The 22772-nt window shown below is 63.3% G+C and carries 26 protein-coding genes and 6 pseudogenes; 1 reads left to right on the top strand and 31 read right to left on the bottom strand.

The window, feature by feature from the left end; translation table 11 throughout:
* From rplE to rpsL, 18 genes and pseudogenes are all read right to left on the bottom strand, one after another.
* Positions 1 to 518: pseudogene (gene rplE / locus H9L14_RS09855) on the bottom strand (50S ribosomal protein L5).
* 226 nt (positions 519 to 744) lie between these two features.
* Positions 745 to 1065 (bottom strand): 50S ribosomal protein L24, encoded by a 321-nt coding sequence (gene rplX / locus H9L14_RS09860; RefSeq protein WP_187707959.1) that lies wholly within the window; start codon positions 1063 to 1065, stop codon positions 745 to 747.
* Between the two features lie 2 nt (positions 1066 to 1067).
* Positions 1068 to 1436 (bottom strand): 50S ribosomal protein L14, encoded by a 369-nt coding sequence (rplN, locus tag H9L14_RS09865; RefSeq protein ID WP_187707960.1) that lies wholly within the window; start codon positions 1434 to 1436, stop codon positions 1068 to 1070.
* A gap of 167 nt (positions 1437 to 1603) precedes the next feature.
* Positions 1604 to 1852, bottom strand: a pseudogene (gene rpsQ, locus H9L14_RS15940) (30S ribosomal protein S17); the annotation flags it as partial.
* Positions 1853 to 1864: 12 nt separating this feature from the next.
* Complete coding sequence (gene rpmC, locus H9L14_RS09875; RefSeq protein ID WP_187707962.1) at positions 1865 to 2092, bottom strand: 50S ribosomal protein L29; 228 nt, start codon at positions 2090 to 2092, stop codon at positions 1865 to 1867.
* A 1-nt stretch (position 2093) separates the two neighbouring features.
* Complete coding sequence (gene rplP / locus H9L14_RS09880) at positions 2094 to 2528, bottom strand: 50S ribosomal protein L16 (RefSeq protein WP_187707963.1); 435 nt, start codon at positions 2526 to 2528, stop codon at positions 2094 to 2096.
* Positions 2529 to 2547: 19 nt separating this feature from the next.
* Entirely contained in the window at positions 2548 to 3261 is a 714-nt protein-coding gene (rpsC, locus tag H9L14_RS09885; RefSeq protein WP_187707964.1) for a 30S ribosomal protein S3, read from the bottom strand.
* A 3-nt stretch (positions 3262 to 3264) separates the two neighbouring features.
* A complete protein-coding gene (gene rplV / locus H9L14_RS09890) occupies positions 3265 to 3642 on the bottom strand; it encodes a 50S ribosomal protein L22 (protein WP_187707965.1) in 378 nt (125 codons plus the stop codon).
* Complete coding sequence (gene rpsS, locus H9L14_RS09895) at positions 3642 to 3917, bottom strand: 30S ribosomal protein S19 (protein ID WP_187707966.1); 276 nt, start codon at positions 3915 to 3917, stop codon at positions 3642 to 3644. The genes rplV and rpsS overlap by 1 nt, the downstream gene beginning before the upstream one ends.
* 3 nt (positions 3918 to 3920) lie before the next feature.
* A complete protein-coding gene (rplB, locus tag H9L14_RS09900; RefSeq protein WP_187707967.1) occupies positions 3921 to 4757 on the bottom strand; it encodes a 50S ribosomal protein L2 in 837 nt (278 codons plus the stop codon).
* Positions 4757 to 5077: a 50S ribosomal protein L23 gene (locus H9L14_RS09905; protein ID WP_187707968.1), complete on the bottom strand. Its 321-nt coding sequence runs from the start codon at positions 5075 to 5077 to the stop codon at positions 4757 to 4759. Before H9L14_RS09905 ends, rplB begins: the two co-directional genes overlap by 1 nt.
* Positions 5070 to 5696 carry a 50S ribosomal protein L4 gene (rplD, locus tag H9L14_RS09910; RefSeq protein WP_187707969.1) on the bottom strand — a complete coding sequence of 209 codons (627 nt, stop codon included), beginning with the start codon at positions 5694 to 5696 and terminating at the stop codon, positions 5070 to 5072. The genes H9L14_RS09905 and rplD overlap by 8 nt, the downstream gene beginning before the upstream one ends.
* A gap of 3 nt (positions 5697 to 5699) precedes the next feature.
* Positions 5700 to 6617: a 50S ribosomal protein L3 gene (rplC, locus tag H9L14_RS09915; RefSeq protein WP_187707970.1), complete on the bottom strand. Its 918-nt coding sequence runs from the start codon at positions 6615 to 6617 to the stop codon at positions 5700 to 5702.
* Positions 6618 to 6823: 206 nt separating this feature from the next.
* Positions 6824 to 7135: a 30S ribosomal protein S10 gene (rpsJ, locus tag H9L14_RS09920; RefSeq protein WP_044450118.1), complete on the bottom strand. Its 312-nt coding sequence runs from the start codon at positions 7133 to 7135 to the stop codon at positions 6824 to 6826.
* Positions 7136 to 7255: 120 nt separating this feature from the next.
* Positions 7256 to 8446 carry an elongation factor Tu gene (tuf, locus tag H9L14_RS09925; RefSeq protein WP_187707971.1) on the bottom strand — a complete coding sequence of 397 codons (1191 nt, stop codon included), beginning with the start codon at positions 8444 to 8446 and terminating at the stop codon, positions 7256 to 7258.
* Positions 8447 to 8520: 74 nt separating this feature from the next.
* A pseudogene (gene fusA, locus H9L14_RS09930) lies at positions 8521 to 10613 on the bottom strand (elongation factor G).
* A gap of 65 nt (positions 10614 to 10678) precedes the next feature.
* A pseudogene (gene rpsG / locus H9L14_RS09935) lies at positions 10679 to 11147 on the bottom strand (30S ribosomal protein S7).
* A 59-nt stretch (positions 11148 to 11206) separates the two neighbouring features.
* Positions 11207 to 11578: a 30S ribosomal protein S12 gene (gene rpsL / locus H9L14_RS09940; RefSeq protein WP_147044308.1), complete on the bottom strand. Its 372-nt coding sequence runs from the start codon at positions 11576 to 11578 to the stop codon at positions 11207 to 11209.
* Between the two features lie 341 nt (positions 11579 to 11919).
* Between rpsL and H9L14_RS09945 the strand changes: the two genes are divergently transcribed.
* Complete coding sequence (locus H9L14_RS09945; protein ID WP_187707972.1) at positions 11920 to 12150, top strand: hypothetical protein; 231 nt, start codon at positions 11920 to 11922, stop codon at positions 12148 to 12150.
* Between the two features lie 37 nt (positions 12151 to 12187).
* On the opposite strand, the gene H9L14_RS09950 is transcribed toward H9L14_RS09945, so the two are convergent.
* The 13 genes and pseudogenes from H9L14_RS09950 to H9L14_RS10005 all read right to left on the bottom strand — a co-directional run bounded on the left by H9L14_RS09950 (position 12188) and on the right by H9L14_RS10005 (position 22660).
* A complete protein-coding gene (locus tag H9L14_RS09950; protein ID WP_187707973.1) occupies positions 12188 to 12730 on the bottom strand; it encodes a family 43 glycosylhydrolase in 543 nt (180 codons plus the stop codon).
* On the bottom strand, positions 12700 to 13572 hold the full coding sequence (locus H9L14_RS09955; RefSeq protein ID WP_187707974.1) for a glycoside hydrolase family 43 protein: 873 nt from the start codon (positions 13570 to 13572) through the stop codon (positions 12700 to 12702). The genes H9L14_RS09950 and H9L14_RS09955 overlap by 31 nt, the downstream gene beginning before the upstream one ends.
* A gap of 9 nt (positions 13573 to 13581) precedes the next feature.
* Entirely contained in the window at positions 13582 to 14814 is a 1233-nt protein-coding gene (locus H9L14_RS09960; RefSeq protein ID WP_187707975.1) for a S41 family peptidase, read from the bottom strand.
* A complete protein-coding gene (locus tag H9L14_RS09965; RefSeq protein WP_187707976.1) occupies positions 14811 to 16103 on the bottom strand; it encodes an amidohydrolase family protein in 1293 nt (430 codons plus the stop codon). Before H9L14_RS09965 ends, H9L14_RS09960 begins: the two co-directional genes overlap by 4 nt.
* 45 nt (positions 16104 to 16148) lie before the next feature.
* A complete protein-coding gene (locus H9L14_RS09970; RefSeq protein WP_187707977.1) occupies positions 16149 to 16553 on the bottom strand; it encodes a cupin domain-containing protein in 405 nt (134 codons plus the stop codon).
* A gap of 73 nt (positions 16554 to 16626) precedes the next feature.
* Positions 16627 to 16971 carry a DUF3140 domain-containing protein gene (locus tag H9L14_RS09975; RefSeq protein ID WP_187707978.1) on the bottom strand — a complete coding sequence of 115 codons (345 nt, stop codon included), beginning with the start codon at positions 16969 to 16971 and terminating at the stop codon, positions 16627 to 16629.
* A 48-nt stretch (positions 16972 to 17019) separates the two neighbouring features.
* Entirely contained in the window at positions 17020 to 18303 is a 1284-nt protein-coding gene (locus H9L14_RS09980; protein ID WP_187707979.1) for a Xaa-Pro dipeptidase, read from the bottom strand.
* Positions 18304 to 18439: 136 nt separating this feature from the next.
* Positions 18440 to 18589 (bottom strand): annotated as a pseudogene (locus tag H9L14_RS16665) (sulfotransferase-like domain-containing protein); the annotation flags it as partial.
* Positions 18590 to 18678: 89 nt separating this feature from the next.
* Positions 18679 to 18966, bottom strand: a pseudogene (locus H9L14_RS16670) (sulfotransferase-like domain-containing protein); the annotation flags it as partial.
* A gap of 63 nt (positions 18967 to 19029) precedes the next feature.
* Positions 19030 to 19962: an aminotransferase class IV gene (locus H9L14_RS09990; protein ID WP_187707981.1), complete on the bottom strand. Its 933-nt coding sequence runs from the start codon at positions 19960 to 19962 to the stop codon at positions 19030 to 19032.
* 37 nt (positions 19963 to 19999) lie between these two features.
* On the bottom strand, positions 20000 to 20749 hold the full coding sequence (locus H9L14_RS09995) for a hypothetical protein (RefSeq protein ID WP_187707982.1): 750 nt from the start codon (positions 20747 to 20749) through the stop codon (positions 20000 to 20002).
* Positions 20750 to 20865: 116 nt separating this feature from the next.
* Positions 20866 to 22281 (bottom strand): dihydrolipoyl dehydrogenase, encoded by a 1416-nt coding sequence (lpdA, locus tag H9L14_RS10000; protein WP_187707983.1) that lies wholly within the window; start codon positions 22279 to 22281, stop codon positions 20866 to 20868.
* On the bottom strand, positions 22274 to 22660 hold the full coding sequence (locus tag H9L14_RS10005) for an acyl-CoA thioesterase (RefSeq protein ID WP_246444073.1): 387 nt from the start codon (positions 22658 to 22660) through the stop codon (positions 22274 to 22276). Before H9L14_RS10005 ends, lpdA begins: the two co-directional genes overlap by 8 nt.
* Positions 22661 to 22772 lie beyond the last annotated feature (112 nt).

Genomic DNA, 22772 nt, shown 5'->3' on the forward strand with positions numbered 1-22772 from the left:
TCAGGCAGCCTGCTTCTGCTCCTCGTCACGCGGGAACGGGAAGTTGAACAGGCGCAGCAGCTCGCGCGCCTCTTCGTCCGTCTTCGCGGTGGTGGTTACGATGATGTCCATCCCCGGACCTTGTCGATCTGGTCGTAGTTGATCTCGGGGAAAATGATCTGCTCCTTGAGGCCCATCGCGTAGTTGCCGCGGCCGTCGAACGACTTGGGATTGAGACCCCGGAAATCGCGGACGCGCGGGAGTGCGATGGTGACCAGGCGGTCGAGGAACTCGAACATGCGGTCCCGGCGCAGGGTGACCTTGCAGCCGATCGGCATGCCTTCACGCAGCTTGAACTGAGCGATCGACTTCTTGGCCTTGGCAATGACCGGCTTCTGACCGGCAATCGCCTGCATCTCGGCGGCAGCCGCCTCGACCTTCTTCTTGTCCTGCGTGGCCTCGCCGACGCCCATGTTGATGACGATCTTGTCGAGCTTCGGAACCTCGAGACGGTTCTTGTAGCCGAACTTCTCGGTCATCGCCTTGACGATGCGGTCCTCGTAATCGGACTTGAGGCGCGGCGTGTAGCCCTTCGGCGTCTTCGACGGCCGTGGAGCGGTCTTTTCAGCCTTGGGCACCGAAGCCTCTTCGACCTTCGGCAATGCCTCGACCGCCTCGGCCTCGGCCTTCTCAGCCTCGCCGACGCGCTCGACTTCTACCTGCTCGGTCGCAGGCTCGAGAGCCTCGTCGATCTTCTTTTCTTTGTCAGCCATGGATCAATTCTCCAGACTTGGCCGCAACGCGAACCTTCTTGCCGTCGCGCTCCTCAAAGCGGACGCGGGTTGCCTTGCCGGTCTTCGGGTCGGCAATCGCGACCTTCGACACATGCAGAGGCGCTTCCTTGCGCTCAATCCCGCCCTGCGGGTTCACCTGGGACGGCTTGCGGTGACGCGCGGCGACATTCACGCCGGACACGACGACCTTGCTGTCCTTCGGCATCGAGCGGATGACTTCGCCAGTCTTGCCCTTGTCCTTGCCGGACAGGACGACGACCGTGTCACCCTTGCGAATCTTGGCGGCGGCCATGGTTACAGCACCTCCGGCGCAAGGCTGATGATCTTCATGTGCTTGCGCGCACGAAGCTCACGGACGACCGGGCCAAAGATACGGGTGCCGATCGGCTCCTCGTTCTTGTTGACCAGGACAGCGGCATTGCTGTCGAAACGGATCACCGAACCGTCGGGACGGCGGATGTCCTTGGCTGTGCGAACGATCACCGCACGGTGAACGTCGCCCTTCTTCACGCGGCCGCGCGGCGCCGCTTCCTTGACGGAAACGACGATGATGTCGCCGACGCCGGCAACGCGACGCTTCGATCCGCCCAGCACCTTGATGCACTGAACGCGCTTCGCGCCGCTGTTGTCCGCAACCTCGAGGTTGGACTGCATCTGGATCATTGTTCGACCCTACCTTCTTTCAAAACTGCTCAGGCGTCCGCGTCGGCGTCGGCTTTCGCCTTCTTCGCCTTCGCAGCCGGCTTGGCGGCGGGCTTTTCAGCCTTGGCCTTGCCCGGAGCCTTCTTCTCTTCGACCGGGTTCGAAGCACCCTCGACGATCTCGACGGCTGCAGCCTTGGCGGCGCCAATTCGATCGAGAACCGTCCACGTCTTCAGCTTCGAGATCGGAGCGCATTCCTCGATGCGAACCTGCTCGCCAGCCTTGAATTCGTTCGCCTCGTCATGGGCGTGGTACTTCTTCGACAGCTTGATGATCTTGCCGTACAGCGGGTGCTTCACCCGCCGCTCGACACGGACCACCACCGTCTTGTCACCCTTGTCGGACACCACGGTGCCGCTCAGGACGCGCTTTGGCATTCCTCTGTCTCCTCAGCCCTGGGCCGGTTCGGCCGCGCGGGCGCGTTCGCTCTGCAGCGTCTTGATGCGAGCGATGGTGCGGCGCACGATCTTCACCCGCGACGGCTTCTCGAGCTGATTGGTCGCCGCCTGGAAGCGCAGGTTGAACTGCTCGCGCTTCAGCTCCGTCAGCTGCGTCTGCAGCTGATCGTCGGTCGCGACCTTCAGGTCGTCTTTCTTGGCGGTCTTCGCCTTCGCCATCTTACTTTTCCTCTCCGGCCAGGGTCTCGCCGAGGCGGGCCACGACCTTCGTCTTGATCGGCAGCTTCTCGGCCGCACGCTCGAAAGCGGTCTTGGCGAGGTGGCCAGGTACGCCGTCGAGCTCGAACAGGATCCGGCCCGGCTTCACGCGGGCGACCCAGAACTCGGGGCTGCCCTTACCGGAACCCATGCGGACCTCGGCCGGCTTCGACGAAACCGGAACGTCCGGAAAAATGCGGATCCAGAGACGTCCGGAACGCTTGATGTGACGCGTGATCGCGCGGCGGGCCGCCTCGATCTGGCGCGCGGTGATCCGCTCCGGCTCCATCGCCTTCAGGCCGAAGGCGCCGAAGTTGAGCTCGGTTCCACCCTTGGCATTGCCATGGATGCGGCCCTTGAAGGCCTTGCGGAACTTGGTGCGCTTGGGTTGCAGCATGTCTTACTTTCCTTCGCGCTTACCGGTTGCCGCGGTCTTCGCGGGCCGGACGGACTCCGGAGGTCTGGGCCTCCATCATCAGCCGGTCCTGAGCCGTCGGATCGTGGCCGAGAATCTCGCCTTTGAAGATCCACACCTTCACGCCGCACACGCCGTAGGCGGTGTGGGCTTCGGCTTCCGCGTAATCGACGTTGCCGCGCAGCGTGTGCAGCGGAACGCGACCTTCACGGTACCATTCGGTGCGAGCGATCTCGGCGCCGCCAAGACGGCCCGCGCAGGTGATACGAATGCCTTCGGCGCCGAGGCGGAGAGCCGACTGTACCGCGCGCTTCATGGCGCGGCGGAACGCAATACGGCGCTCGAGCTGGTCGGCGACGCCCTGGGCGACGAGCTTGGCGTCGATCTCCGGCTTGCGGATCTCGACAATGTTCAGGCTGACGTCCGAGGATGTCATCGCACCGAGAACCTTGCGGAGTTTCTCGATGTCAGCGCCCTTCTTGCCGATGATCACGCCCGGGCGAGCAGCATAGATGCTGACGCGGCAGATCTTGGCCGGACGCTCGATCACCACCTTCGAAATCGCGGCCTGCGGCAGCGTCGAAAGGATGTGCTTCCGGATCTTGAGGTCCTCCAGCAGCAGACGGCCATAGTCATGGCCTTCCGCGAACCAGCGGCTGTCCCAGGTCCGGTTGATCTGCAGGCGGAGCCCGACGGGAGAGGATTTCTGACCCATAAGTTACGCTTCTTCCTGCTCGCGAACGACGACCCGAATGCGGCTGAACGGCTTGACGATCCGGCTCGAACGGCCACGCGCACGGGTCGCGAAGCGCTTCATCGAGATCGACTTGCCGACACTCGCCTCGGACACGACCAAAGCGTCGACGTCGAGGTTGTGGTTGTTCTCGGCATTGGCCACCGCCGACGCGAGCACCTTGCGCACGTCGTCAGCCATCGCCTTGGGCGAGAACTGAAGGATGTTGAGGGCTTCCTCGACCTTGCGGCCGCGGATGAGGCCCGCGACGAGGTTCAGCTTGCGAGCCGAACCGCGGATCATCGTGCCGACGGCGAGCGCTTCCTTGTCGCCGACCTTACGGGGAGCTGCTTGCTTGCTCATCAGCGCTTGCCCTTCTTGTCCGAGGCGTGGCCAGGGAAGAAGCGGGTCGGCGCGAACTCACCGAGCTTCATGCCGACCATGTCCTCATTGACCGACACCGGCACGAACTTGCGGCCGTTGTAGACATTGAAGGTGAGGCCGACGAACTGCGGCAGGATCGTCGAACGGCGCGACCAGGTCTTGATCGGCGCGCGGCCGCCCTTTTCCTGCGCAGCTTCCGCCTTCTTCAGCAGCGAAAGCTCGACGAACGGGCCTTTCCAGATGGAACGGGCCATTGCTTAACCCTTCTTCTTCGCGTGACGCGACCGAATGATGAACTTGTCGGTCGACTTGTTGTGACGAGTGCGGGCACCCTTGGTCGGCTTGCCCCACGGAGTGACCGGATGACGGCCGCCCGAGGTCCGGCCTTCACCACCGCCGTGCGGGTGGTCGACCGGGTTCTTGGCGACACCACGGGTCAGCGGGCGCTTGCCCAGCCAGCGGGTGCGGCCTGCCTTGGCGAGGGTCTGGTTGGCATTGTCCGGGTTGGACACTGCGCCGACCGTCGCCATGCAGTCCGAGCGGATGTAGCGCTGCTCGCCTGAATTGAGCCTGACGATGACCATGCCCTTGTCGCGGCCGACGACCTGCACATAGGTGCCTGCCGCGCGAGCAATCTGACCGCCCTTGCCGGGCTTCAGCTCGACGTTGTGGACAATGGTGCCGATCGGCATCTGGCCGATTTCCATCGCATTGCCCGGCTTCACGTCGACCTTCTTGCCGGCGATGACCTTGTCGCCCGGAGCGAGACGCTGCGGAGCGATGATGTAGGCCTGCTCGCCGCCCTCGTAGGTCACGAGCGCGATGAATGCCGAACGGTTCGGGTCGTACTCGAGACGCTCGACGGTCGCTGCGACGTCCCAGGTACGGCGCTTGAAGTCGATGTAGCGGTACTTCTGCTTGTGACCGCCGGCGATTCCACGCGAGGTCACGTGACCCTTGTTGTTGCGGCCGCCCGTCTTGCGCTTGCCCTCGGTAAGCGCCTTGACCGGCTTGCCCTTCCACAGGGCCGACTTGTCGACCAGGATCAGGCCGCGGCGTGCCGGCGAGGTCGGCTTATATTGCTTCAGAGCCATTACGCCTTAGCCCCTTCCGTAATGTCGATCATCTCGCCTTCTGCGAGGGTGACGATCGCCTTCTTCGCGTCCGAACGCTGGTAGGCTTGGCCCTTCCAGCGCTTGGTCTTGCCCTTGGAAACGATGGTGTTGACGCCCGTCACCTTGACGTTGAACAGCGCCTCGACCGCAGCCTTGATCTCCGGCTTCGACGCGTCCTTCGCGACCTTGAAGACGACCGCATTGTGCTCGGAGAGCATGGTCGACTTCTCGGTGATGTGCGGAGCGACGATCACGTCGTAGTGACGCGTGTCGACCGCTGCCTGCTGCTTCTTAGCCATTGAACCGTGCCTCCAGGCGCTCGACCGCCGCCTTGGTCAGGACCAGGGTCTCGCAGCGCATGATGTCGTAGACGTTAGCGCCGACTGCCGGGAGCAGGTCGACATTGCTGAGGTTCGACGACGCGCGGGCGAAACCGACGTTCAGCGCGTCACCGTCGATGACCAGCGCCGACTTGCCGAGGTTGAGGCCGCCGAGCTTCGCTTTCAGCTCCTTGGTCTTGCCGTCCTTAAGGTCGAGGTTGTCGACCACGATCAACTGACCGCCGAGAGCCTTCGACGAAAGCGCCATCTTAAGGCCGAGCGCGCGAACCTTCTTGTTCAGCGAGGCGCTGAACACGCGGGCACGTGGGCCGTGGGCCTTGCCGCCGCCGATGAAGATCGGTGCGCGGCGATCGCCGTGGCGAGCCGTACCGCCGCCCTTCTGGCGACCGAACTTCTTGCCGGTGCGGGCAACATCGCTGCGCTCACGGGCGGCGCGAGCCGTTCCGCGGCGATTGACGAGCTGCCACGTGACGACGCGATGCAGGATGTCGGCGCGCGGCTCGACACCGAAGATCTCGTCATTGAGCTCGAGGTCGCCCCCGCTCTTCGCGTCGAGGGTCTGTACCTTGACCTTCATCGCTTAGCCTTCCTTGTTTTCGTCGGAGGAACCATTGTCCTCGGCCTGGCCTTCGCCAGCCTCGGTCGCAGTTCCCTCATTTGCTTCGGCTTCAGCCTCGGCCGCTGCTTCAGCAGCCGCACCGGCTTCCTGCTCCGCCGCGATCGCCGCCACTTCCTCGTCGCTCGGGAGCGCCGGGATCTCGTGGACGGCTGCGTCATCGACCAGGCCCGCCACCGGCAGTTCCGATTCGTCGATCTTCGCCTTCGTGTCGAGGATGCCGGCCGGGTACGGCGCATTCTCGTGGCGCGGCAGCTTCACGGCGTCTTCGACTGTTACCCAGCTACCCTTGTGACCCGGAACCGAGCCCTTGATGAATAGCAGGCCGCGGATCGGGTCCGTGCGGACGACCTCGAGGTTCTGCTGGGTGCGATTACGGGCACCCATGTGGCCGGCCATCTTCTTGTTCTTGAAGACGCGGCCCGGATCCTGGCGGTTACCGGTTGAACCGTGCGAACGGTGCGAAACGGAAACGCCGTGGGTAGCGCGAAGACCGCCGAAGCCCCAGCGCTTCATGGCGCCGGCGAAGCCCTTGCCCTGAGTCACGCCCGCGATGTCGACCAGCTGGCCGGCAACGAAGTGCTCCGCGCTAATGCGTGAGCCGACGTCCAGGAGAGCGTCTTCGGCGACGCGGAATTCAACGACCTTCGCCTTGGGCTCGACTTCGGCCTTGCCGAAAGCGACACGCTGCGGCTTGGCGACATTCTTCGCCTTCGCAGTGCCTGCTCCAAGCTGGACGGCGGTGTAGCCGTCCCGGTCCATTTCGCGGCGGCCGATGACCTGAACCTCGTCCAGCTGGAGAACGGTAACCGGCACGTGCCGACCGTCCGCCTGGAAGAGGCGCGTCATTCCGACCTTCTTCGCGATCACGCCAGTGCGCATGATCAAAGACTCCTCACAGAGGCCCGCGGACCATTCCGCGGGCGTGTAGCCCATTGAACTGATTGCGTGCCCCGCCTGGGCTAGTGTCCCGCATATTCTGCGGGACGGCGGGGACGCAGCCGGAGCCAAAAGCTCCGCGGTATCACCCTATGTCCGAAAGGCCGGAGCCTCTCGATGCCGCTCCGGGTCGGAGCGACGGCTGGCTGTTAGGCCAGCTTGATCTCTACGTCTACACCGGCGGCCAGATCGAGCTTCATCAGCGCGTCGACCGTCTGCGGCGTCGGCTGGACGATGTCGAGCAGCCGCTTGTACGTCCTCACCTCGAACTGCTCGCGCGACTTCTTGTCGATGTGCGGCGAACGGTTGACGGTGAACTTCTCGATACGCGTCGGAAGGGGAATCGGACCGCGAATGAGTGCACCCGTACGGCGCGCCGTGTCGGCGATGTCGCCAGTTGCCTGATCGAGCACTCGATGATCGAAAGCCTTCAGGCGAATACGGATATTCTGCGTTTCCATGTCCCTACCGATGCGAAAGAGCCTGCGAGCATCAGCATTCGCCGAAGCCCGCGCAATAAAACAAAACTCAAAAGCGAACCGCGCGACCCTGAATCAGAATCGCGCGGTTGCAGCCCTATATTACTTGGAGATCGTTCCGACAACCCCCGCGCCGACGGTCCGGCCGCCCTCGCGAATTGCGAAGCGGAGACCCGGATCCATGGCGATCGGAGCAATCAGCTTGACACCCAGGCTGACGTTGTCGCCCGGCATCACCATCTCGGTGCCTTCCGGCAGCTGGACTTCGCCCGTCACGTCGGTCGTGCGGAAGTAGAACTGCGGACGGTAGTTCGCGAAGAACGGCGTGTGACGGCCGCCCTCGTCCTTCGACAGCACGTAAACTTCCGCCTGGAAGTCCGTGTGCGGAGTGATCGAGCCCGGCTTGCAGAGAACCTGGCCGCGCTCGACGTCCTCACGGCCGATGCCACGAAGCAGCGCGCCGATGTTGTCGCCGGCCTGACCCTGGTCGAGCAGCTTGCGGAACATCTCGACGCCGGTGACGACGGTCTTCTGGGTGTCGCGGATGCCGACGATTTCGACTTCCTCGCCAACCTTTACGATACCCGTCTCGACACGACCGGTCACGACGGTGCCGCGGCCCGAGATCGAGAACACGTCTTCGATCGGCATCAGGAAGGGCTTGTCGAGCGGACGCTCCGGCTGGGGAATCCAGTCGTCGACCGCCTTCATCAGCTCCATGATCTTCTCTTCGCCAATCTCGGGATTGCGGTCCTCGAGGACGGCGAGAGCCGAACCGGCGACAATGGGAATGTTGTCGCCGTCGAAGCCGCGCTTGGAAAGCTCCTCGCGGATTTCGAGCTCGACGAGCTCGAGCAGCTCGGGATCGTCAACCTGGTCAACCTTGTTGAGGAACACGACCATGGTCGGAACGCCGACCTGCGCTGCGAGCAGGATGTGCTCCTTGGTCTGCGGCATCGGGCCGTCAGCAGCAGACACGACCAGGATCGCGCCGTCCATCTGGGCGGCACCAGTGATCATGTTCTTCACGTAGTCGGCGTGGCCCGGGCAATCGACATGCGCATAGTGCCGCTTGTCGGTCTCGTACTCGACGTGCGCCGTCGAGATGGTGATGCCGCGCTCGCGCTCTTCCGGCGCCTTGTCGATATTGGCGAAGTCGACGGCTTCACCGCCGCCGTGCTTGGCCAGCACCTTGGTGATTGCAGCCGTCAGCGACGTCTTGCCATGGTCGACGTGACCGATGGTGCCGATGTTGCAGTGCGGCTTGTTCCGCTCGAATTTAGCCTTCGCCATTTTACGCCTCTTCTTCTCTGAAATCCGGGCGGCCCGCCCGTATCGCGGACGCGCCCATAGCTAACAAAAATCCGTTACGCCAGCTTGGCCTTCACCTCGTCGGCGACGTTCTGCGGCACTTCTTCGTAGTGCGAGAACTGCATCGTGTACTGCGCGCGTCCCTGGGTGAAGGAGCGGAGCTGGTTCACATAGCCAAACATGTTCGCCAGCGGGACGATCGCTTCCACCGCCTGCGCGTTACCGCGCGTGTCAGTGCCCTGGATCTGCCCGCGACGCGAGTTGAGGTCGCCGATGACGTCGCCGAGATAATCCTCAGGCGTAACGACCTCGACCTTCATGATCGGCTCGAGCAGCTTAATGCCGGCCTTCTGGGCCACTTCGCGCATTGCACCGCGGGCGCAGATTTCGAACGCCAGCGCCGAAGAGTCGACGTCGTGATATTTGCCGTCGATCAGGTGAACTTCGAAGTCGATGATCGGGAAGCCGATCAGCGAACCCGTCTCGGCTGTCTCGCGCAGGCCCTTCTCGACCGACGGGATATATTCCTTCGGAACGTTGCCGCCCTTGATCTCGTCGAAGAACTGGAAGCCCGAACCGCGCTCGCCCGGGGCGACCGCGATCTTGATCTCGCCGAACTGACCGGAGCCGCCCGACTGCTTTTTGTGGGTGTAGGTCAGCTCGACCGGCTTCGCGAGATATTCGCGATAGGCGACCTGCGGCGCACCCACGTTGGCCTCGACCTTGAACTCTCGCTTCATGCGGTCGACGAGAATCTCGAGGTGGAGCTCGCCCATCCCCTTGATGATCGTCTGGCCCGATTCATGGTCGGTCGACACGCGGAATGACGGATCCTCGCGGGCAAGGCGGTTGAGCGCCACGCCCATCTTCTCCTGGTCGGCCTTCGTCTTGGGCTCGACCGAGAGCTCGATGACCGGATCGGGGAATTCCATCCGCTCGAGGATGATCGGCGCGTTCGTGGCGCACAGAGTGTCGCCGGTGGTCGTGTCCTTGAGGCCGGCGAGCGCGACGATGTCGCCAGCGTATGCCACCTGGATGTCCTCACGGTCGTTGGCATGCATCAGCAGCATGCGGCCGACCTTTTCCTTCTTGTCCTTGACGCTGTTCATGACCTGCGACGAAGTCTCGAGCGTGCCCGAGTAAATACGAGCGAAGGTCAGCGTGCCCACGAATGGGTCGTTCATGATCTTGAAGGCCAGCGCGGCAAACGGCGCATTGTCGTCCGACGGACGTGAATCCTCGTCGCCGTTGGGCAGGATGCCCTTGATCGCAGGAACGTCGAGCGGGCTCGGCAGATAGTCGACCACCGCGTCTAGCAGCGGCTGAACGCCCTTGTTCTTGAACGCCGAGCCACAGACGACCGGAACGAACGCCATTCCGAGCGTGCCCTTGCGGATAAGCTTCTTCAGGGTCGCGACGTCAGGCTCATTGCCTTCAAGATAGGCTTCCATCGCGTCATCGTCCTGCTCAACGGCAAGTTCAATGAGGTTGGTGCGCGCTTCGGCGGCCTTGCCCTTCAAGTCGTCCGGAATTTCCTGATATTCGAACTTCGCGCCAAGGCTCTCTTCAAGCCAGATGATTGCGCGGTTCTCGACCAGGTCGACGAGGCCCTTGAAGCCGCCTTCGATGCCGATCGGAAGATACAAGACCGCCGGGCGCGCGCCGAGGCGGTCGATGATCGACTGGACGCAATAATAGAAGTCGGCACCGGTGCGGTCGAGCTTGTTGATGAAGCACATCCGCGGAACGCCATACTTGTCGGCCTGGCGCCAAACGGTCTCCGACTGCGGCTCAACGCCGGCAACGCCGTCGAAACAGGCAACCGCGCCGTCGAGCACGCGCAGCGAACGCTCGACTTCGATGGTGAAGTCGACGTGGCCAGGCGTGTCGATGATGTTGATGCGATGCTCGGGCCCTTGCCCTCGTCAGCGCTCCAGAAACAGGTCGTCGCGGCCGACGTGATCGTGATCCCGCGCTCCTGCTCCTGCTCCATCCAGTCCATCGTGGCGGTGCCTTCGTGGACTTCACCGATCTTGTAGGACTTGCCGGTGTAATAGAGGATGCGCTCGGTCGTCGTCGTCTTGCCGGCGTCGATGTGCGCCATGATGCCGATGTTGCGATAGCGGTCGAGCGGATGGCTGCGGGCCATTTTACTTGCTTCCTTAGCGATGTGGGAGCCGGCGGATCCGGCTTCCCCAGATATAGGTATGAAAATTACCAGCGGTAGTGGCTGAACGCGCGGTTCGCTTCGGCCATGCGGTGCGTGTCCTCGCGCTTCTTCACGGCATTGCCGCGGTTCTGCGAGGCATCCATCAGCTCGCCCGACAGACGCGCGGCCATCGTCTTTTCAGAGCGGGCGCGAGCGGCCGAGATCAGCCAGCGAATGGCGAGCGCCTGAGCGCGCTCGACGCGAACTTCCACGGGACCTGGTAAGTCGCACCGCCGACGCGGCGGCTGCGGACTTCGATCCCGGCTTCACATTGTTGAGGGCGTCGTGAAAGACCTGGATCGGGTCTTTCTTCAGGCGAGCTTCGACATTGTCGAGAGCGCCATAGACGATGCCTTCGGCGACCGACTTCTTGCCGTCGAGCATGACCGAATTCATGAACTTCGACAGGACGATGTCCCCGAAACGGGGATCGGGAAGGATTTCGCGCTTTTCTGGGCGGCGACGACGGGACATTGGACTGTTCCTTTCTCTTCAGCCTGTTCCGGAACTTGTCCGGGCTTACTCGTGCGTGGTTACTTGGGACGCTTGGCGCCGTACTTCGAACGGCTCTGCTTGCGGTCCTTGACACCCTGGGTGTCGAGAACGCCGCGAAGCACGTGGTAGCGGACACCCGGAAGGTCGCGCACACGGCCGCCACGGATCAGCACGACGCTGTGCTCCTGGAGGTTGTGGCCTTCGCCGGGGATATAGCTGATGACTTCGCGCTGGTTCGTCAGACGGACCTTGGCGACCTTACGAAGCGCCGAGTTCGGCTTCTTCGGGGTGGTCGTGTAAACGCGAGTGCAAACGCCACGCTTCTGCGGGTTCTGTTCCATCGCAGGAACCTTGGACTTGGCCTTCTGCGGTTCGCGACCCTTGCGGATCAGCTGGTTGATCGTTGGCATGAAGCCCTTCACCTTTATGTTGCCGGAAGACCCGGCGGTTACTTTGCGCAACGCAAAAGCGTGAACACCTGGTAGCCGCCAGCCACCCGGCCTTCACGTCGTTGAGCAATGTTCAGCTCTGTCCTTCAGGGGAACGGAATCGCAGCCCGCGGACGAGCGGCCACATAGCGAGGGACCGCCGGAGGGTCAACGGGTGGCTCTCCGAAACCGATTGAGCCGACGAATGCGCAGGGCAAGCCGACAAACGGACTTGATCGACGGCGGCTCGCGTCCGGTCGAAACCGAAGAGCATCTGGATCCCATGCGGTCCATCCATGGCTCCGTTCAAAGGGAGCAGGATCATGACAAGCAAGAATGTACTCGTTGCGGTCGGGATGGCCCTGATCGCCGTTCCGGCGGGCGCACAGAACTCCGACGCGCCGAAATCCGACAAGAGCACCACGGTCGACCAGAAGAAATACTGCCTTTCGTACGACAGCGTCGTCGGAAGCCGCGTCCGGGCGCAGGAATGCAAGACCAAGGCCGAGTGGGCCAGGGAGCACGTCGACATCGACAAGATGTTGAAGGAGTAGCTTCCGCCGGGCGCGGTCGCGAGCCGCGCCCACCCTCTCAAATCTCTCTCAGGGTCACTTCGTCGCGGCCAAACTCCAGCCCGACGGTCAACAGCGCCCTGAATGCATTGTAGCCCGAATTCCCCGGGAAGAAGGCGTGGAAAAACAACTGCGGCTTCCCCTCCATGCCCGGCGCAACAGAGGCATGGCCCGGCGCCCACCACAGGCTGTTTGACTTCAGCAGCGGCTCAGCTCGCTTGACGTATGGGCCAAGCGGATGGTCGGCGACCGCCACCCCGATGCCATAGGCCGGCGTCGAGAAGTCATTTCCGGCATAGAACATCCAGTAACGGCCGTTCTGCTTCGTGACGAACGGCCCCTCGATCAGGTGCCCTTCCCAATCGAGGTCATTGGCAAGAACAACCTGCTCCTCACCCGTGAATGATCGGCCGTCCGCAGCTAGCCTCCGCGCGTGGATCGGCGTCCGCATCGCCTCGACGATATCGCTCGCCTGTCCGAACTCGATGAGCGCGGGCTTCACGCGCGACCAATTGTCGAGCGCAGCCTCGATCAGCGGCTGCATCCAGAAGAAGCGCTCCATCGATCGGCGGGTATTGGCCCACGGCTGGATCGCAGCGGCAAAGGCGGCGGTCCGGCGGTCGCGATCGCTTTCGAACAGTGTCTCGACGAGATCGGGATGCTCGCGCAGCAACCCGGCGAGGGGTCGCGGCCAAAGACCGTTCGTGTCGTTCTTCCAGAAAAGGAGGGCGCGCCGTCATCATCGACGAAGATGTGGGAGTCGATCACACCGCCGCTCGCCGGACCGCCCGGCGTAAGCATCTTGCCGCCGGTAACCATCGGCGAGCCATTGTCGGACCACGGTCCAAAGGGCGAAGCGGCGCGTGCCAGGCCGATCGCGAGCGCCCCGCTCTGGTCGCGGGCGGTGTAGACGAGCCAATATTCGTCCCCGATCTTGGCTATTTCAGGTGCCCAGAAATCTCCCGTGCGTTTGCCATGCCGTGCCCATGCGGGAGCCTTGCCTTCGGGAAACACGAAGCCGTCATGATCCCAATTCTCGAGATCTCGGGAATGGAGGATCGGGAAGGCGTCCAGTGCATCGTTCGACGTCGCTGTCAGGATCCAGCCGTCATCGACCTTCAGGACAGCCGGGTCGCCATAACCAGCCCTCGTAAGCTCGCTTAGATTTTCCGAGATCAGCGCCTTCCACGGCACGCCTGTCGGCGCGGCTCGCGGAGCCTCGGAAGACACCGGCGCCCTCGTTCCAAAGTCGGCGGCAAGCTCGGCAAAGAAGCGCGCGTAATCCGCCTGCTCACCGCCGGCAATTCGGTAACAGCGATCCGGGCCATCGCCTTCGCGCACGGCCAGATCGGTCGCTTCGCCGTCTGCGGTTGCCTGGACGTCGAATATTGGAATTGAGCCCATGGACGCCAATCAACGGCTGGCGAGACGCTTAAGCTCCTTAACTCCCGCCGCGAGGATGTCCGCGCCGGGCGTCGTCGGAATATCCGGCTTCAGCTTCCAGCGCGGATTGTCCTTCACGTCGTAAACCGGCTCCGCGCTGTAGTTGATCGAGATGCCCGTGCGGTCGAGCCGCAGCGGAAAGACCGCCGCTCCAAGTCCCATCGTCTCGGTCCCGACTGTCACTGCCCGACGGATGCCCTTCATGCCCATCGGAAAGCCCTCAGCCATGCTCGCGCTCCAATGGTTCTGGAGCACGACGACCGGCTTTTCGTAAGTGAAAGGCCCCTGCGGATCGACATATTCGGTCCATGGGTCAGTCAAGCCGAAGCCCTGTCCGCTTCGACGCCGCATCAGTGCATAGGGACGACGTTCCTTTATGAAACGGCCCATGATCGGCCGGGCTACTGCCGTGTCGCCACCGCCATTGTCGCGCGCGTCGATGATGAGGCCAGGAGTGTCCTTCAACTGCTCGAGCGCAGCATCGAACGCTTTCGGCGCTTCACTGTCGCCGAACGACGTGATCGCGATATAGCCGAAACCCTCGTCGAGCTTCCGGTGATTGATCGACGCCCGGTCCGCAAAAGGCTTAAACGGCAGGAGGAGGTCGCGCACGCTGCCGTCCTTGGAGCGCAGCCGAAGCTTGCGGGCACGATCGCGATTGCCGCCGACCGCCGCGTTGATTGCAAATCGGCGCGCCTCGGGATCAGGCCGCGCAAGCGCTCGCGGCATTCGCGCAGCAGCGGCCTGGGCGAACGGCACGCCGTCGATCGCAAGAACGACGTCGCCGATCCCGATGCCCGAATCCATCGCGGCCGAGCCATCCCGGATCGCACGAACCTCGACACCCGCCGGCGTCTCACCAACGAAAACGTCGGACAGCGGCCAGCGCGGAAGTCCGGGCACCGGCGAGGAAAAATGCGTGTGCCCATCGTATAGCTCATCCGTGATGGCGAGAAGCAGGCGGTTCCACTTTTCCTCGTCGTCGCCGACTGCCGCCAACCGTGGCTGATAGATTGCGCGGACCCGGTCCCAATCCGTCGCCTTATCGCCGAAGAAAGCATACCGATCGCGCAGCGTCTCCCACAGCTCGTCGAAGTCCTGCTGGAGGGTTATGTCCCTGGGCGGCTCAATCGCAATGGCGGGCGCCGCAATTGCGGCGAGCCCGGACGCGATCGCCGTCCGGCGCGTAAGAGCGAAGGTCATTGCTGGTTCTTCACGACGTCGCCGCGCGCCATCACGAACGCGACATTCTTCAGGACCGTCACGTCGGTCAGCGGATCGCCTGCCACGGCGATGATATCGGCTGATTTGCCTGGTTCGACCGTGCCCACTTCGTTCGACAGTCCCAGTAGATCGGCGGCGTTCACCGTCGCCGCCTTGATAGCCTCGACCGGCGGCATTCCGAACTTCACCAGCATCTCGAATTCGTCGGCATTCTTGCCGTGCTTGGAAACACCGGCATCGGTCCCAAAGGCGATCTTCACGCCCGCCGGATAGGCCTTCTTCACCGATTGACCGGTGATTCCGATCCGCCACTCGATCTGCTGCTTCACCGCGCCGGTGTAGGCGTTCGGGTCCTTGGTGAGCCGATCGATATAGCCGTTAACCGTCGACAGCGTCGGCACGTAATAAGCGCCGGCCTGCTTGAAGAGCTTGATGATCTCGTCGTCCATTACCGTGCCATGCTCGATCGAGTCTGCTCCGGCACGTAGTGCGAGCTTGATGCCGTCGGCACCATGCGCGTGCACGGCGACCTTCCGGCCGTAAGCATGAGCGGTCTGGACGAGCGCCTTGGCCTCGTCATCGAACATGCGCGTGGCAAGGCCGGTGCCGCTGTTCACGCCGCCGGTGGTCGCGAACTTTATGACGTCCGCTCCGCGGTCGATCTGACGGCGAACGACGCGGCGGCAGCTTTCGACGCTGTCACAGAGGTTTTCGGGGCTCGGATTCCAATGTGCGACAAGGTCGTCGTTCAGCGATCCGCGGCCGTCCATGTGCCCGCCGGTGGTCGAAATCGACTGAGCCGCATCCACGATGCGCGGTCCCTGTACCCAGCCGCGCTTCACCGCTTCACGAAGCGCCAGCGTATCGCCATGATCGTCCCCGAGATTGCGGACGGTGGTGAAGCCGGCCCGAAGCGTCTTCATGCCGTTCATTTGGGTTTCGAGCGCATGCAGGGGCATGTCGTCGCGAACCTCGGCCAGGAGCGCCTGCTCCCCGCCCCTGTCGCTGACCAGATGAACGTGGCTGTCGATCAGACCGGGAAGGACGGTCTTGTCACCAAGTTCGATCGTCGTCGCCCCGGCCGGCGCGGGAACATGACCGTGGCGCACCTCCACGATCCGGCCATTGTCGACGACGATCGTCGACGGCCCGAGCGGCGCTTTGCCGGGAACGGCGATCAACCGGCCGGCATGGATGTAGGTCGGTGCAGCGAATGCGGCGGAAGTGCACGAAGCGAGGGCGACTGAGATCAGCAAGCGGTGAAGCATGGCGGCACCTTAAGGCCGCCTTTGCCGGACGCAACGGGGGTGAAACTATTCGGTTGTCGCCCCGTCCCATTCTTCCTTGTGATGACGCGCTTCGGCGTCCTCCTTCGTGCGCTGGACGATCTTGTCCTTGTGCTCGGGCGGGCCGTAGATCGTGTAGAGCCGAAGTGGCTCGGTCCCCGTGTTGCGCACGTTGTGGCGAGCGCCAGCGGGAACGATCACGGCGAAATCGTCCATCACCGGATTTTCGCGGCCGTCGATGTCCACCGATCCCTGCCCTTCCTCGACCCGGAAGAACTGATCGCGGTCCTCGTGGACTTCCTCACCGATCTCTTCGCCCGGCTGGAGGGTCATCAGCACGAGCTGCAGATGCTGCCCGGTATAAATGACGTGGCGGAAGTTCTCATTGTCGACCGTCAGCCGCTCGATATCGTCGCAAAAACCCCGCTTCATGAGATGCCCTCTTCGTTCGCTGGATACTCGTTCAGAACGCACAACCGTCGCCGAGCCATGTTGTTCAGCCATCTCAGCTTTTCAACGGATCGTTGCCCCAGTTCATGAGCGAATAGCGCCAGCGCGAGGTCGCAATATTGGCGGGCTCCTGCGCCCTGTGACGGCGCACGTAACCGACAACCTTTCGCATGTGGGCATAGTCGTCGTCGCTTAGCTCGACCTTCTTCTTACCGAGGATGTCGACAATGCGCCGGCCGCTGGCGTGGCCGACACTTTCGCCCGTTCCCTTGCCGCCCTTGGCCCTCCAGCCGACCGCGCGGCTCTCTTTGGTGTCCAGCCATTTCTTCAGCTCCGAAGCGGTCATGTTCACTGCTTCGTCGAAGTCCTTGCGGACCTTGTCGCGATCGATCTCTGCCATTCCTCCACAACGCTCGTCGCGGGGAGCGGCTCAATACGGACGAAAGGCTTAGTGGCCCGGAGGCACCAGTTCGCCGCCCTTCACGACGGCAGCCGGGCGCTCAAGGACCCGGATATCGCGGAGCGGATCGCCGTCTACCGCCACGATATCGCCGTAGCGGCCGACCTGGATCTCGCCGACGTCGTTGCGGCCGAGGGCCTCCGACGCATTCTTGGTCGCGGCCTGGATCGCCTCGAGCGGGGTCATTCCGTACTGGACCATGACCGCGAACTGCTGACCCACCATTGCGTGTGGCATGACCCCCGCATCAGACCCGAAGATCATGCGAACGCCGGCCTGGTGAGCCTTGCGGAAATTGTCGCGCTGGGCCTGCCCGATCTCGCGGTCCTTGCGGATGTTCTCCTCAAGCTCGCCATTCTTGCGGCCTTCTGCCTGCGTGTAGTCGGTGTTCTTGATATCCATCGAGAACCAGACCGGCCGCTTGCGCGCCTTTGCGAGCTTGATGCTCTCGTCATCGAGAAGGCTGGCGTGCTCTATGGTGTCGATACCGGCGCGGATCGCGGCATTGATGCCGCTGGCGCCGTGCGCATGGGCGGCGACGCGAAGGCCCTGCATATGCGCCTCGTCAGCGATGGCGCGAAGCTCATCCTCGGTGAGCTGCTGCTGCCCCGGCGTATCGCCGCGCGAGAAGACGCCGCCCGTCGCGCAAACCTTGATCACCTCGGCCCCGAACTTCCGCTGGCGGCGAACCTGGTACTTCAGCTCCTCCGGGCTGTCGCCGATGCCCTCTTCCTTCTCCTTTTTCTGGAGCTCGGGCGGGAGATAGGTGTCGTCACAATGGCCGCCAGTGGCGCCAAGCGCATGGCCGGCCGGAACAATGCGCGGGCCGACGACGTAACCGGCCTCGATGGCCTGCTTCAGACCGACGTCCGCCCACTCGCCCGATCCGACCACGCGCATGGTCGTGAAGCCGCCATTGAGCATGTCGCGGGCGGTGCTAGTCGCGACGGCCGGCCAGAAGCTTCCGGTATATTCGAGGAAGCGGTAGCCGCCGATGTCCGCCGGCCCGAGATGCGTGTGCATGTCGATCAGGCCGGGAAGCAGGGTCCGGTTGCCGAGATCGATATGCTTGACGTCGGCGCCCCAGCGCACCGTACGTGCATCGGCGATCGACGTGATGTGACCGGTGTCGTCGACGAAGATCGCCGGGTTCGGCACGTAGCGCCCGGTCTCGACGTCGAGCATCCTTTCGCCTGTAATCACCGTCGCCGCCGTCGCGGGGGAAACGACTGCAGAAGCAGCGAGGAGGGAAAGAACGACACGTCGGATCATCTGGAACCCCTAAGCGAAATCGAGCCATAGCCTGGTAATCTTCTTCGCAGGCATCGGCGACCGCTTGCAAGTGGGCATCGAGCACCGGAAGTTCGGCGTCTTCCTCGCCCTCGAAACCGGTGCTGGCCTCGACACGGCCGTACCAGTGCGACGCCCAGACCCCGTCCTCCGGGTGACGGCCAGTTGACCAGTGCAACATCGCTTCCCTCCAAGGGATTTCGAGCGCATTGCAGAGCGCCGACAGCGTGCCCGCCGGGTCGGCCAGAACATCGGCCGAATCCACCACCGGAGGCGGACCCCGAGCCTGTCGGACTCGCGGTCGAAGAACTCGCGAACGACACGAACGCCGAGATCGCTTGCCTCCACCGTTTCACGCTTGCGGGCGTAGGACGCGACCATGCGTCGTGGATCGCGGATCAGGAAAGCATGGGTCACATTGCGGATGTCGTCTGGCGCGACCGGTCCCACCATGTGATGCGCCATTTGCTTCTGATACCAGAGCGGGGAATCGTCGGGCGGATCGCCTGCCATCGCTTCGGCAATTCGGTGCCAGTCCGTCTCCATCGACGCGATTACCGCGTCGCGCATCGGATGGTCCGCGCCAGACTCTTTCAGGAAGGCGCCATAGAAGGGCTCGTCGCTGACGAAGCAATCGGGCGGGATGAAAAGCTGCGCATCATTGCGGTCGAGATGTTCCGGGGCCCGACCACATGGCGATGCGCCGGGTCACTGACGATTGCGTCCCGATACGTCCTGGCCGAGCTTCTTGCGGTAAAGCTGCTGCAACCGCTCGACCATCGGTCCGCGCTCGGAACCGATCACCCGTCCGTCGATGGTGCCGACTGGAGCGACGCCCGCGAACGTGCCGGTCGTGAACGCCTCGTCCGCGCCATAAACGTCGGTCAGCGAGAAGTTGCGCTCGAACGCAGGAATGCCGGCCTCTCGCGCAACTTCCAGCACCAGCCCGCGCGTGATGCCGTCGAGGCAATAGTCGCCGCTCGACGTCCACACCTCGCCGTTGCGAACGATGAAGAAATGGGTGGAATTGCAAGTTGCGACGAAGCCGTGAGGATCGAGCATCAGCGCCTCATCCGCGCCCGCCTCGGCAGCCTGGATGCAGGCAGTGATGCAGTTCAACTTGCTGTGACTGTTGAGCTTCGGATCCTGCACGTCCGGATAGCCGCGGCGCACGTGAACGGTGAACAGCTTCAGCATTCGCGTCGCGGTTTCCGGGACCGGCTCCTTCCACTCCGGAATGATGACGATTGTCGCCGGGGAAATGACCACTCGCGGGTCCTGATAAGGAGTCGAGCGAATGCCGCGCGTCACCATCAGGCGAATATGGACCCCGTCGCCATCCATCCTGTTGGCGTCGAGCAGGGCAAACAGCCGCCGCTCCAGGTCCTCGCGCGACACGCCGATGTCCATCGCGATCGCCTTTGCCCCGCGATAGAGCCGGTCGAGGTGGCGATCGAGGAACGCGATTCGACCCTGGTGGACCCGCAACCCTTCCCAAACGCCGTCTCCCAGCATGAACCCGCTGTCGAAGACCGACACCGTCGCCTGTGGACGCGGCACGAGCGCGCCGTTGACGTCGATCAGCACCTCCGCGTTGCGGGGGTCTGGCACGAAATGATGCGTCCCGGTCGCTTGGGTCACGCGCCGACGCTAGCGACCCCGGCGATGCTGTCCAGCCTCAGCCGCCGAAAGGCAGTGCGTCCGGAACCTCGTATATCTCGACCGCGCCGATCCGGATAACGCTGGTATCATCCCGGCGCTCGACGCGGAACGGCGCGGAAGCGTCGCTCGAAACGGCCCGCCCGTTGCGGAAAAGGATCGTGCGCTCGCCGCCGTCGGGAGTGTCGAGATGGAGCGTGGCCGATCCCGGGCGACGGACGACCCCGGCCTTGCACATGCCGAAGGCGGCATTCAGGACTGTCCGGCAGCGCACAAGCGACGTCGCGTGATAGGGAGTTCCAGGGACAAGCGCGTCGCCAGGATGATGCGGCGGCGCATTGGCATGACCCGCGCCGAGGCGTCCGCCGCCGACCGCAACGTCGAGCCGATATCTTGCGACCTCGCCGCGCCGCGCGGTGGCACGCATCTGATAGACGCGGATCGTGTACGCGCCATTCTTGGCGGTTGTTCCGCTGAAAGTCTGCGTGCCCATCGAACTGTTGTAGATCGCAGCATCCTTCGATCCGGGTTCGAGAATGTTGAAATATGGCGAGCCGCGGGTCGTGCGAAGTGACACGTTCATCTGCTGGCCCGCGCGCACGGCTATCCGGTAGTCGATAAACTGGTAGCCCTTGATCGAGCCGTTGACGGCCGCCGACGATGCGCCGCTCGCGAAGGTGATCGGGATCACGGCTTGTGAAAACGCGGGCGACAGCACGAATGGCGTAGTCGCCAGCAAGGCGGCGAATAGAACGAACTTCGGCTTCATGGTCTCGTTCCTTCCCAATCGGTCAGGAAGATGCCCCCGTTTCGCCTTCGGCACTGACTCGGCGGGGTTGAAGCTAAATGAAACAGGTGACCGATCAACGGGCCAAAAGGCCGTATTCAGATGTGGATCACGCGGCCGAAGGCGGCGAGGACGCTTTCGTGCATCATCTCGCTGAGAGTCGGGTGTGGGAAGACGGTCTGGATGAAGTCGTCCTCCACCAGCTCGGCGGTCTTGCCGACAGTATAGCCCTGGATCAGCTCGGTGACCTCGGCGCCGATCATGTGCGCGCCGAGCAACTCACCGGTCTTGGCGTCGAATACCGTCTTCACGAAGCCCTCGACCTCGCCCAGCGCGATCGCCTTGCCGTTGCCGATGAAGGGGAACTTGCCGACCTTCACCTCGTAGCCCTTTTCCTTGGCCGCAGCTTCGGTCAGGCCGACGGATGCGACCTGCGGGCGACAGTAGGTGCAGCCCGGAATGTTCTTCGGGTCGGTCGGATGCGGGTGCGCATCCTTATTCCCGAGTTCCTTGGCGATGGCCTCGGCAGCGGTCACGCCCTCATGGCTCGCCTTGTGCGCGAGCCAGGGCGGAGCGGTCACATCTCCGATCGCCCAGATACCTGGCACGTTCGTGCGGCACATAGGGTCGGTGTCGATGTGTCCCTTGGTCGTCTTCACGTTCAGTGCCTCTAGCCCGATGTTCTCCGTGTTCGGAACAATGCCGACGGCGACAATCGCATGGCTGAACCGATGCTCCGTGACCTTGCCATCCTTGGCCTTGATCTTGGCGGTGACACCCTTTGCGTCCGGCGTCAGGCTCTCGACGCCCGCGGACGTCAGCACCTGCATGCCCTGCTTGGTGACCTGCTTCTCGAGGAAAGCGCTGACTTCCGCATCCTCGACCGGAACGATGCGGTCGAGCATTTCGACCACCGTTACCTTGGCGCCGAGGTCGACGTAGAAGCTCGCGAACTCGATCCCGATCGCACCGGAGCCGATGACCAGAAGCTCGGTCGGCATTTCCGTCGGAGTCATAGCGTGGCGATAGGTCCAGATGCGTTTGCCGTCGGCCTTCGCGAACGGGAGATCGCGCGCTCGCGCGCCGGTGGCGATGATGATGTGCTTGGCGGCAAGTTCCGTCGCCTTGCCGTCCGCGCCAGTAACGGAAAGCTTTCCTTTCCCGGTGAGCTTGCCCTCGCCCATGTGCACGGCGATCTTGTTCTTCTTCATCAGGTGCGTGACGCCCTGATTGAGCTGCTTGGCCACGGCACGACTGCGCGCGACGACCTTGTCGATCTTGAAGCCGGCCTTGATCGCTTCGAGCCCGTAGGCGTCGGCATGCTGAATCTGGTGGAAGATCTCCGCCGAGCGAAGCAGCGCCTTGGTGGGGATGCAGCCCCAGTTGAGGCAGATGCCGCCGAGGTTCTCGCGCTCGACGATCGCGGTCTTGAGGCCAAGCTGGGCAGTGCGGATCGCGGCCACATAACCGCCCGGGCCGGAGCCGAGCACGATAACGTCGTAGGATTCAGCCATTACTTTCCTCTTGTCCCGCTATTTCGCGCGGCCTGTCATTCTCGTCGAGCGCAACGAACTTGAAGCGTCCCCACGCAACGCGCGTCTCGGTGTCTCCGTGCCGCTCGCGTGAAATCGCTTCCGCCGCATAGGTGAGCGATGTCCGCCCGCTTTCAACCAGCTCTACGTACACCGACACTTCGTCGCCGACGCTCGGAGCGCCCTTAAAGCGAAGCTCTTCCGCCGCAACCAGCACCGCTTTGCCGCGAACGACCCGCGACGCCTCGCTGCCAGCGCCAAGCGCCATCTGGCTGATCAGCCATCCGCCAAACACGCCGCCATAGGGATTAAGGTGCGTCGGCATCGCCGTCGCGCGGATGACGGGAATACGGTCAGGCAATGCGAACCATCAACGAGTGTGCCAATTGAAGAAGAGCCGGAATGCCAACGCCGAGCCTAGGAACAGCGGGATCGAGAACAGGAATCCGGGCGATCCCTTGATCGGTCGCACC

Source organism: Sphingomonas sediminicola (genome assembly GCF_014489515.1).
GTDB classification, from domain to species: domain Bacteria; phylum Pseudomonadota; class Alphaproteobacteria; order Sphingomonadales; family Sphingomonadaceae; genus Sphingomicrobium; species Sphingomicrobium sediminicola.

Excerpts from the sequence above, each read along its gene's own strand:
- H9L14_RS09955 (WP_187707974.1), bottom strand. The coding sequence starts at position 13,572 with ATGGGCTCAATTCCAATATTCGACGTCCAGGCAACCGCAGACGGCGAA.
- rpsJ (WP_044450118.1), bottom strand. The coding sequence starts at position 7,135 with ATGGAAACGCAGAATATCCGTATTCGCCTGAAGGCTTTCGATCATCGA.
- rplD (WP_187707969.1), bottom strand. The coding sequence starts at position 5,696 with ATGAAGGTCAAGGTACAGACCCTCGACGCGAAGAGCGGGGGCGACCTC.
- H9L14_RS09950 (WP_187707973.1), bottom strand. The coding sequence starts at position 12,730 with ATGGAGCGCTTCTTCTGGATGCAGCCGCTGATCGAGGCTGCGCTCGAC.
- H9L14_RS09905 (WP_187707968.1), bottom strand. The coding sequence starts at position 5,077 with ATGGCTAAGAAGCAGCAGGCAGCGGTCGACACGCGTCACTACGACGTG.
- rpsC (WP_187707964.1), bottom strand. The coding sequence starts at position 3,261 with ATGGGTCAGAAATCCTCTCCCGTCGGGCTCCGCCTGCAGATCAACCGG.
- rplN (WP_187707960.1), bottom strand. The coding sequence starts at position 1,436 with ATGATCCAGATGCAGTCCAACCTCGAGGTTGCGGACAACAGCGGCGCG.
- H9L14_RS09975 (WP_187707978.1), bottom strand. The coding sequence starts at position 16,971 with ATGGCAGAGATCGATCGCGACAAGGTCCGCAAGGACTTCGACGAAGCA.
- rpmC (WP_187707962.1), bottom strand. The coding sequence starts at position 2,092 with ATGGCGAAGGCGAAGACCGCCAAGAAAGACGACCTGAAGGTCGCGACC.
- H9L14_RS09945 (WP_187707972.1), top strand. The coding sequence starts at position 11,920 with ATGACAAGCAAGAATGTACTCGTTGCGGTCGGGATGGCCCTGATCGCC.
- rplC (WP_187707970.1), bottom strand. The coding sequence starts at position 6,617 with ATGCGCACTGGCGTGATCGCGAAGAAGGTCGGAATGACGCGCCTCTTC.
- rplB (WP_187707967.1), bottom strand. The coding sequence starts at position 4,757 with ATGGCTCTGAAGCAATATAAGCCGACCTCGCCGGCACGCCGCGGCCTG.
- H9L14_RS09965 (WP_187707976.1), bottom strand. The coding sequence starts at position 16,103 with ATGCTTCACCGCTTGCTGATCTCAGTCGCCCTCGCTTCGTGCACTTCC.
- H9L14_RS09960 (WP_187707975.1), bottom strand. The coding sequence starts at position 14,814 with ATGACCTTCGCTCTTACGCGCCGGACGGCGATCGCGTCCGGGCTCGCC.
- rpsS (WP_187707966.1), bottom strand. The coding sequence starts at position 3,917 with ATGGCCCGTTCCATCTGGAAAGGCCCGTTCGTCGAGCTTTCGCTGCTG.
- tuf (WP_187707971.1), bottom strand. The coding sequence starts at position 8,446 with ATGGCGAAGGCTAAATTCGAGCGGAACAAGCCGCACTGCAACATCGGC.
- H9L14_RS09980 (WP_187707979.1), bottom strand. The coding sequence starts at position 18,303 with ATGATCCGACGTGTCGTTCTTTCCCTCCTCGCTGCTTCTGCAGTCGTT.
- rplP (WP_187707963.1), bottom strand. The coding sequence starts at position 2,528 with ATGCTGCAACCCAAGCGCACCAAGTTCCGCAAGGCCTTCAAGGGCCGC.
- H9L14_RS09970 (WP_187707977.1), bottom strand. The coding sequence starts at position 16,553 with ATGAAGCGGGGTTTTTGCGACGATATCGAGCGGCTGACGGTCGACAAT.
- rpsL (WP_147044308.1), bottom strand. The coding sequence starts at position 11,578 with ATGCCAACGATCAACCAGCTGATCCGCAAGGGTCGCGAACCGCAGAAG.
- lpdA (WP_187707983.1), bottom strand. The coding sequence starts at position 22,281 with ATGGCTGAATCCTACGACGTTATCGTGCTCGGCTCCGGCCCGGGCGGT.
- H9L14_RS09995 (WP_187707982.1), bottom strand. The coding sequence starts at position 20,749 with ATGAAGCCGAAGTTCGTTCTATTCGCCGCCTTGCTGGCGACTACGCCA.
- rplX (WP_187707959.1), bottom strand. The coding sequence starts at position 1,065 with ATGGCCGCCGCCAAGATTCGCAAGGGTGACACGGTCGTCGTCCTGTCC.
- rplV (WP_187707965.1), bottom strand. The coding sequence starts at position 3,642 with ATGAGCAAGCAAGCAGCTCCCCGTAAGGTCGGCGACAAGGAAGCGCTC.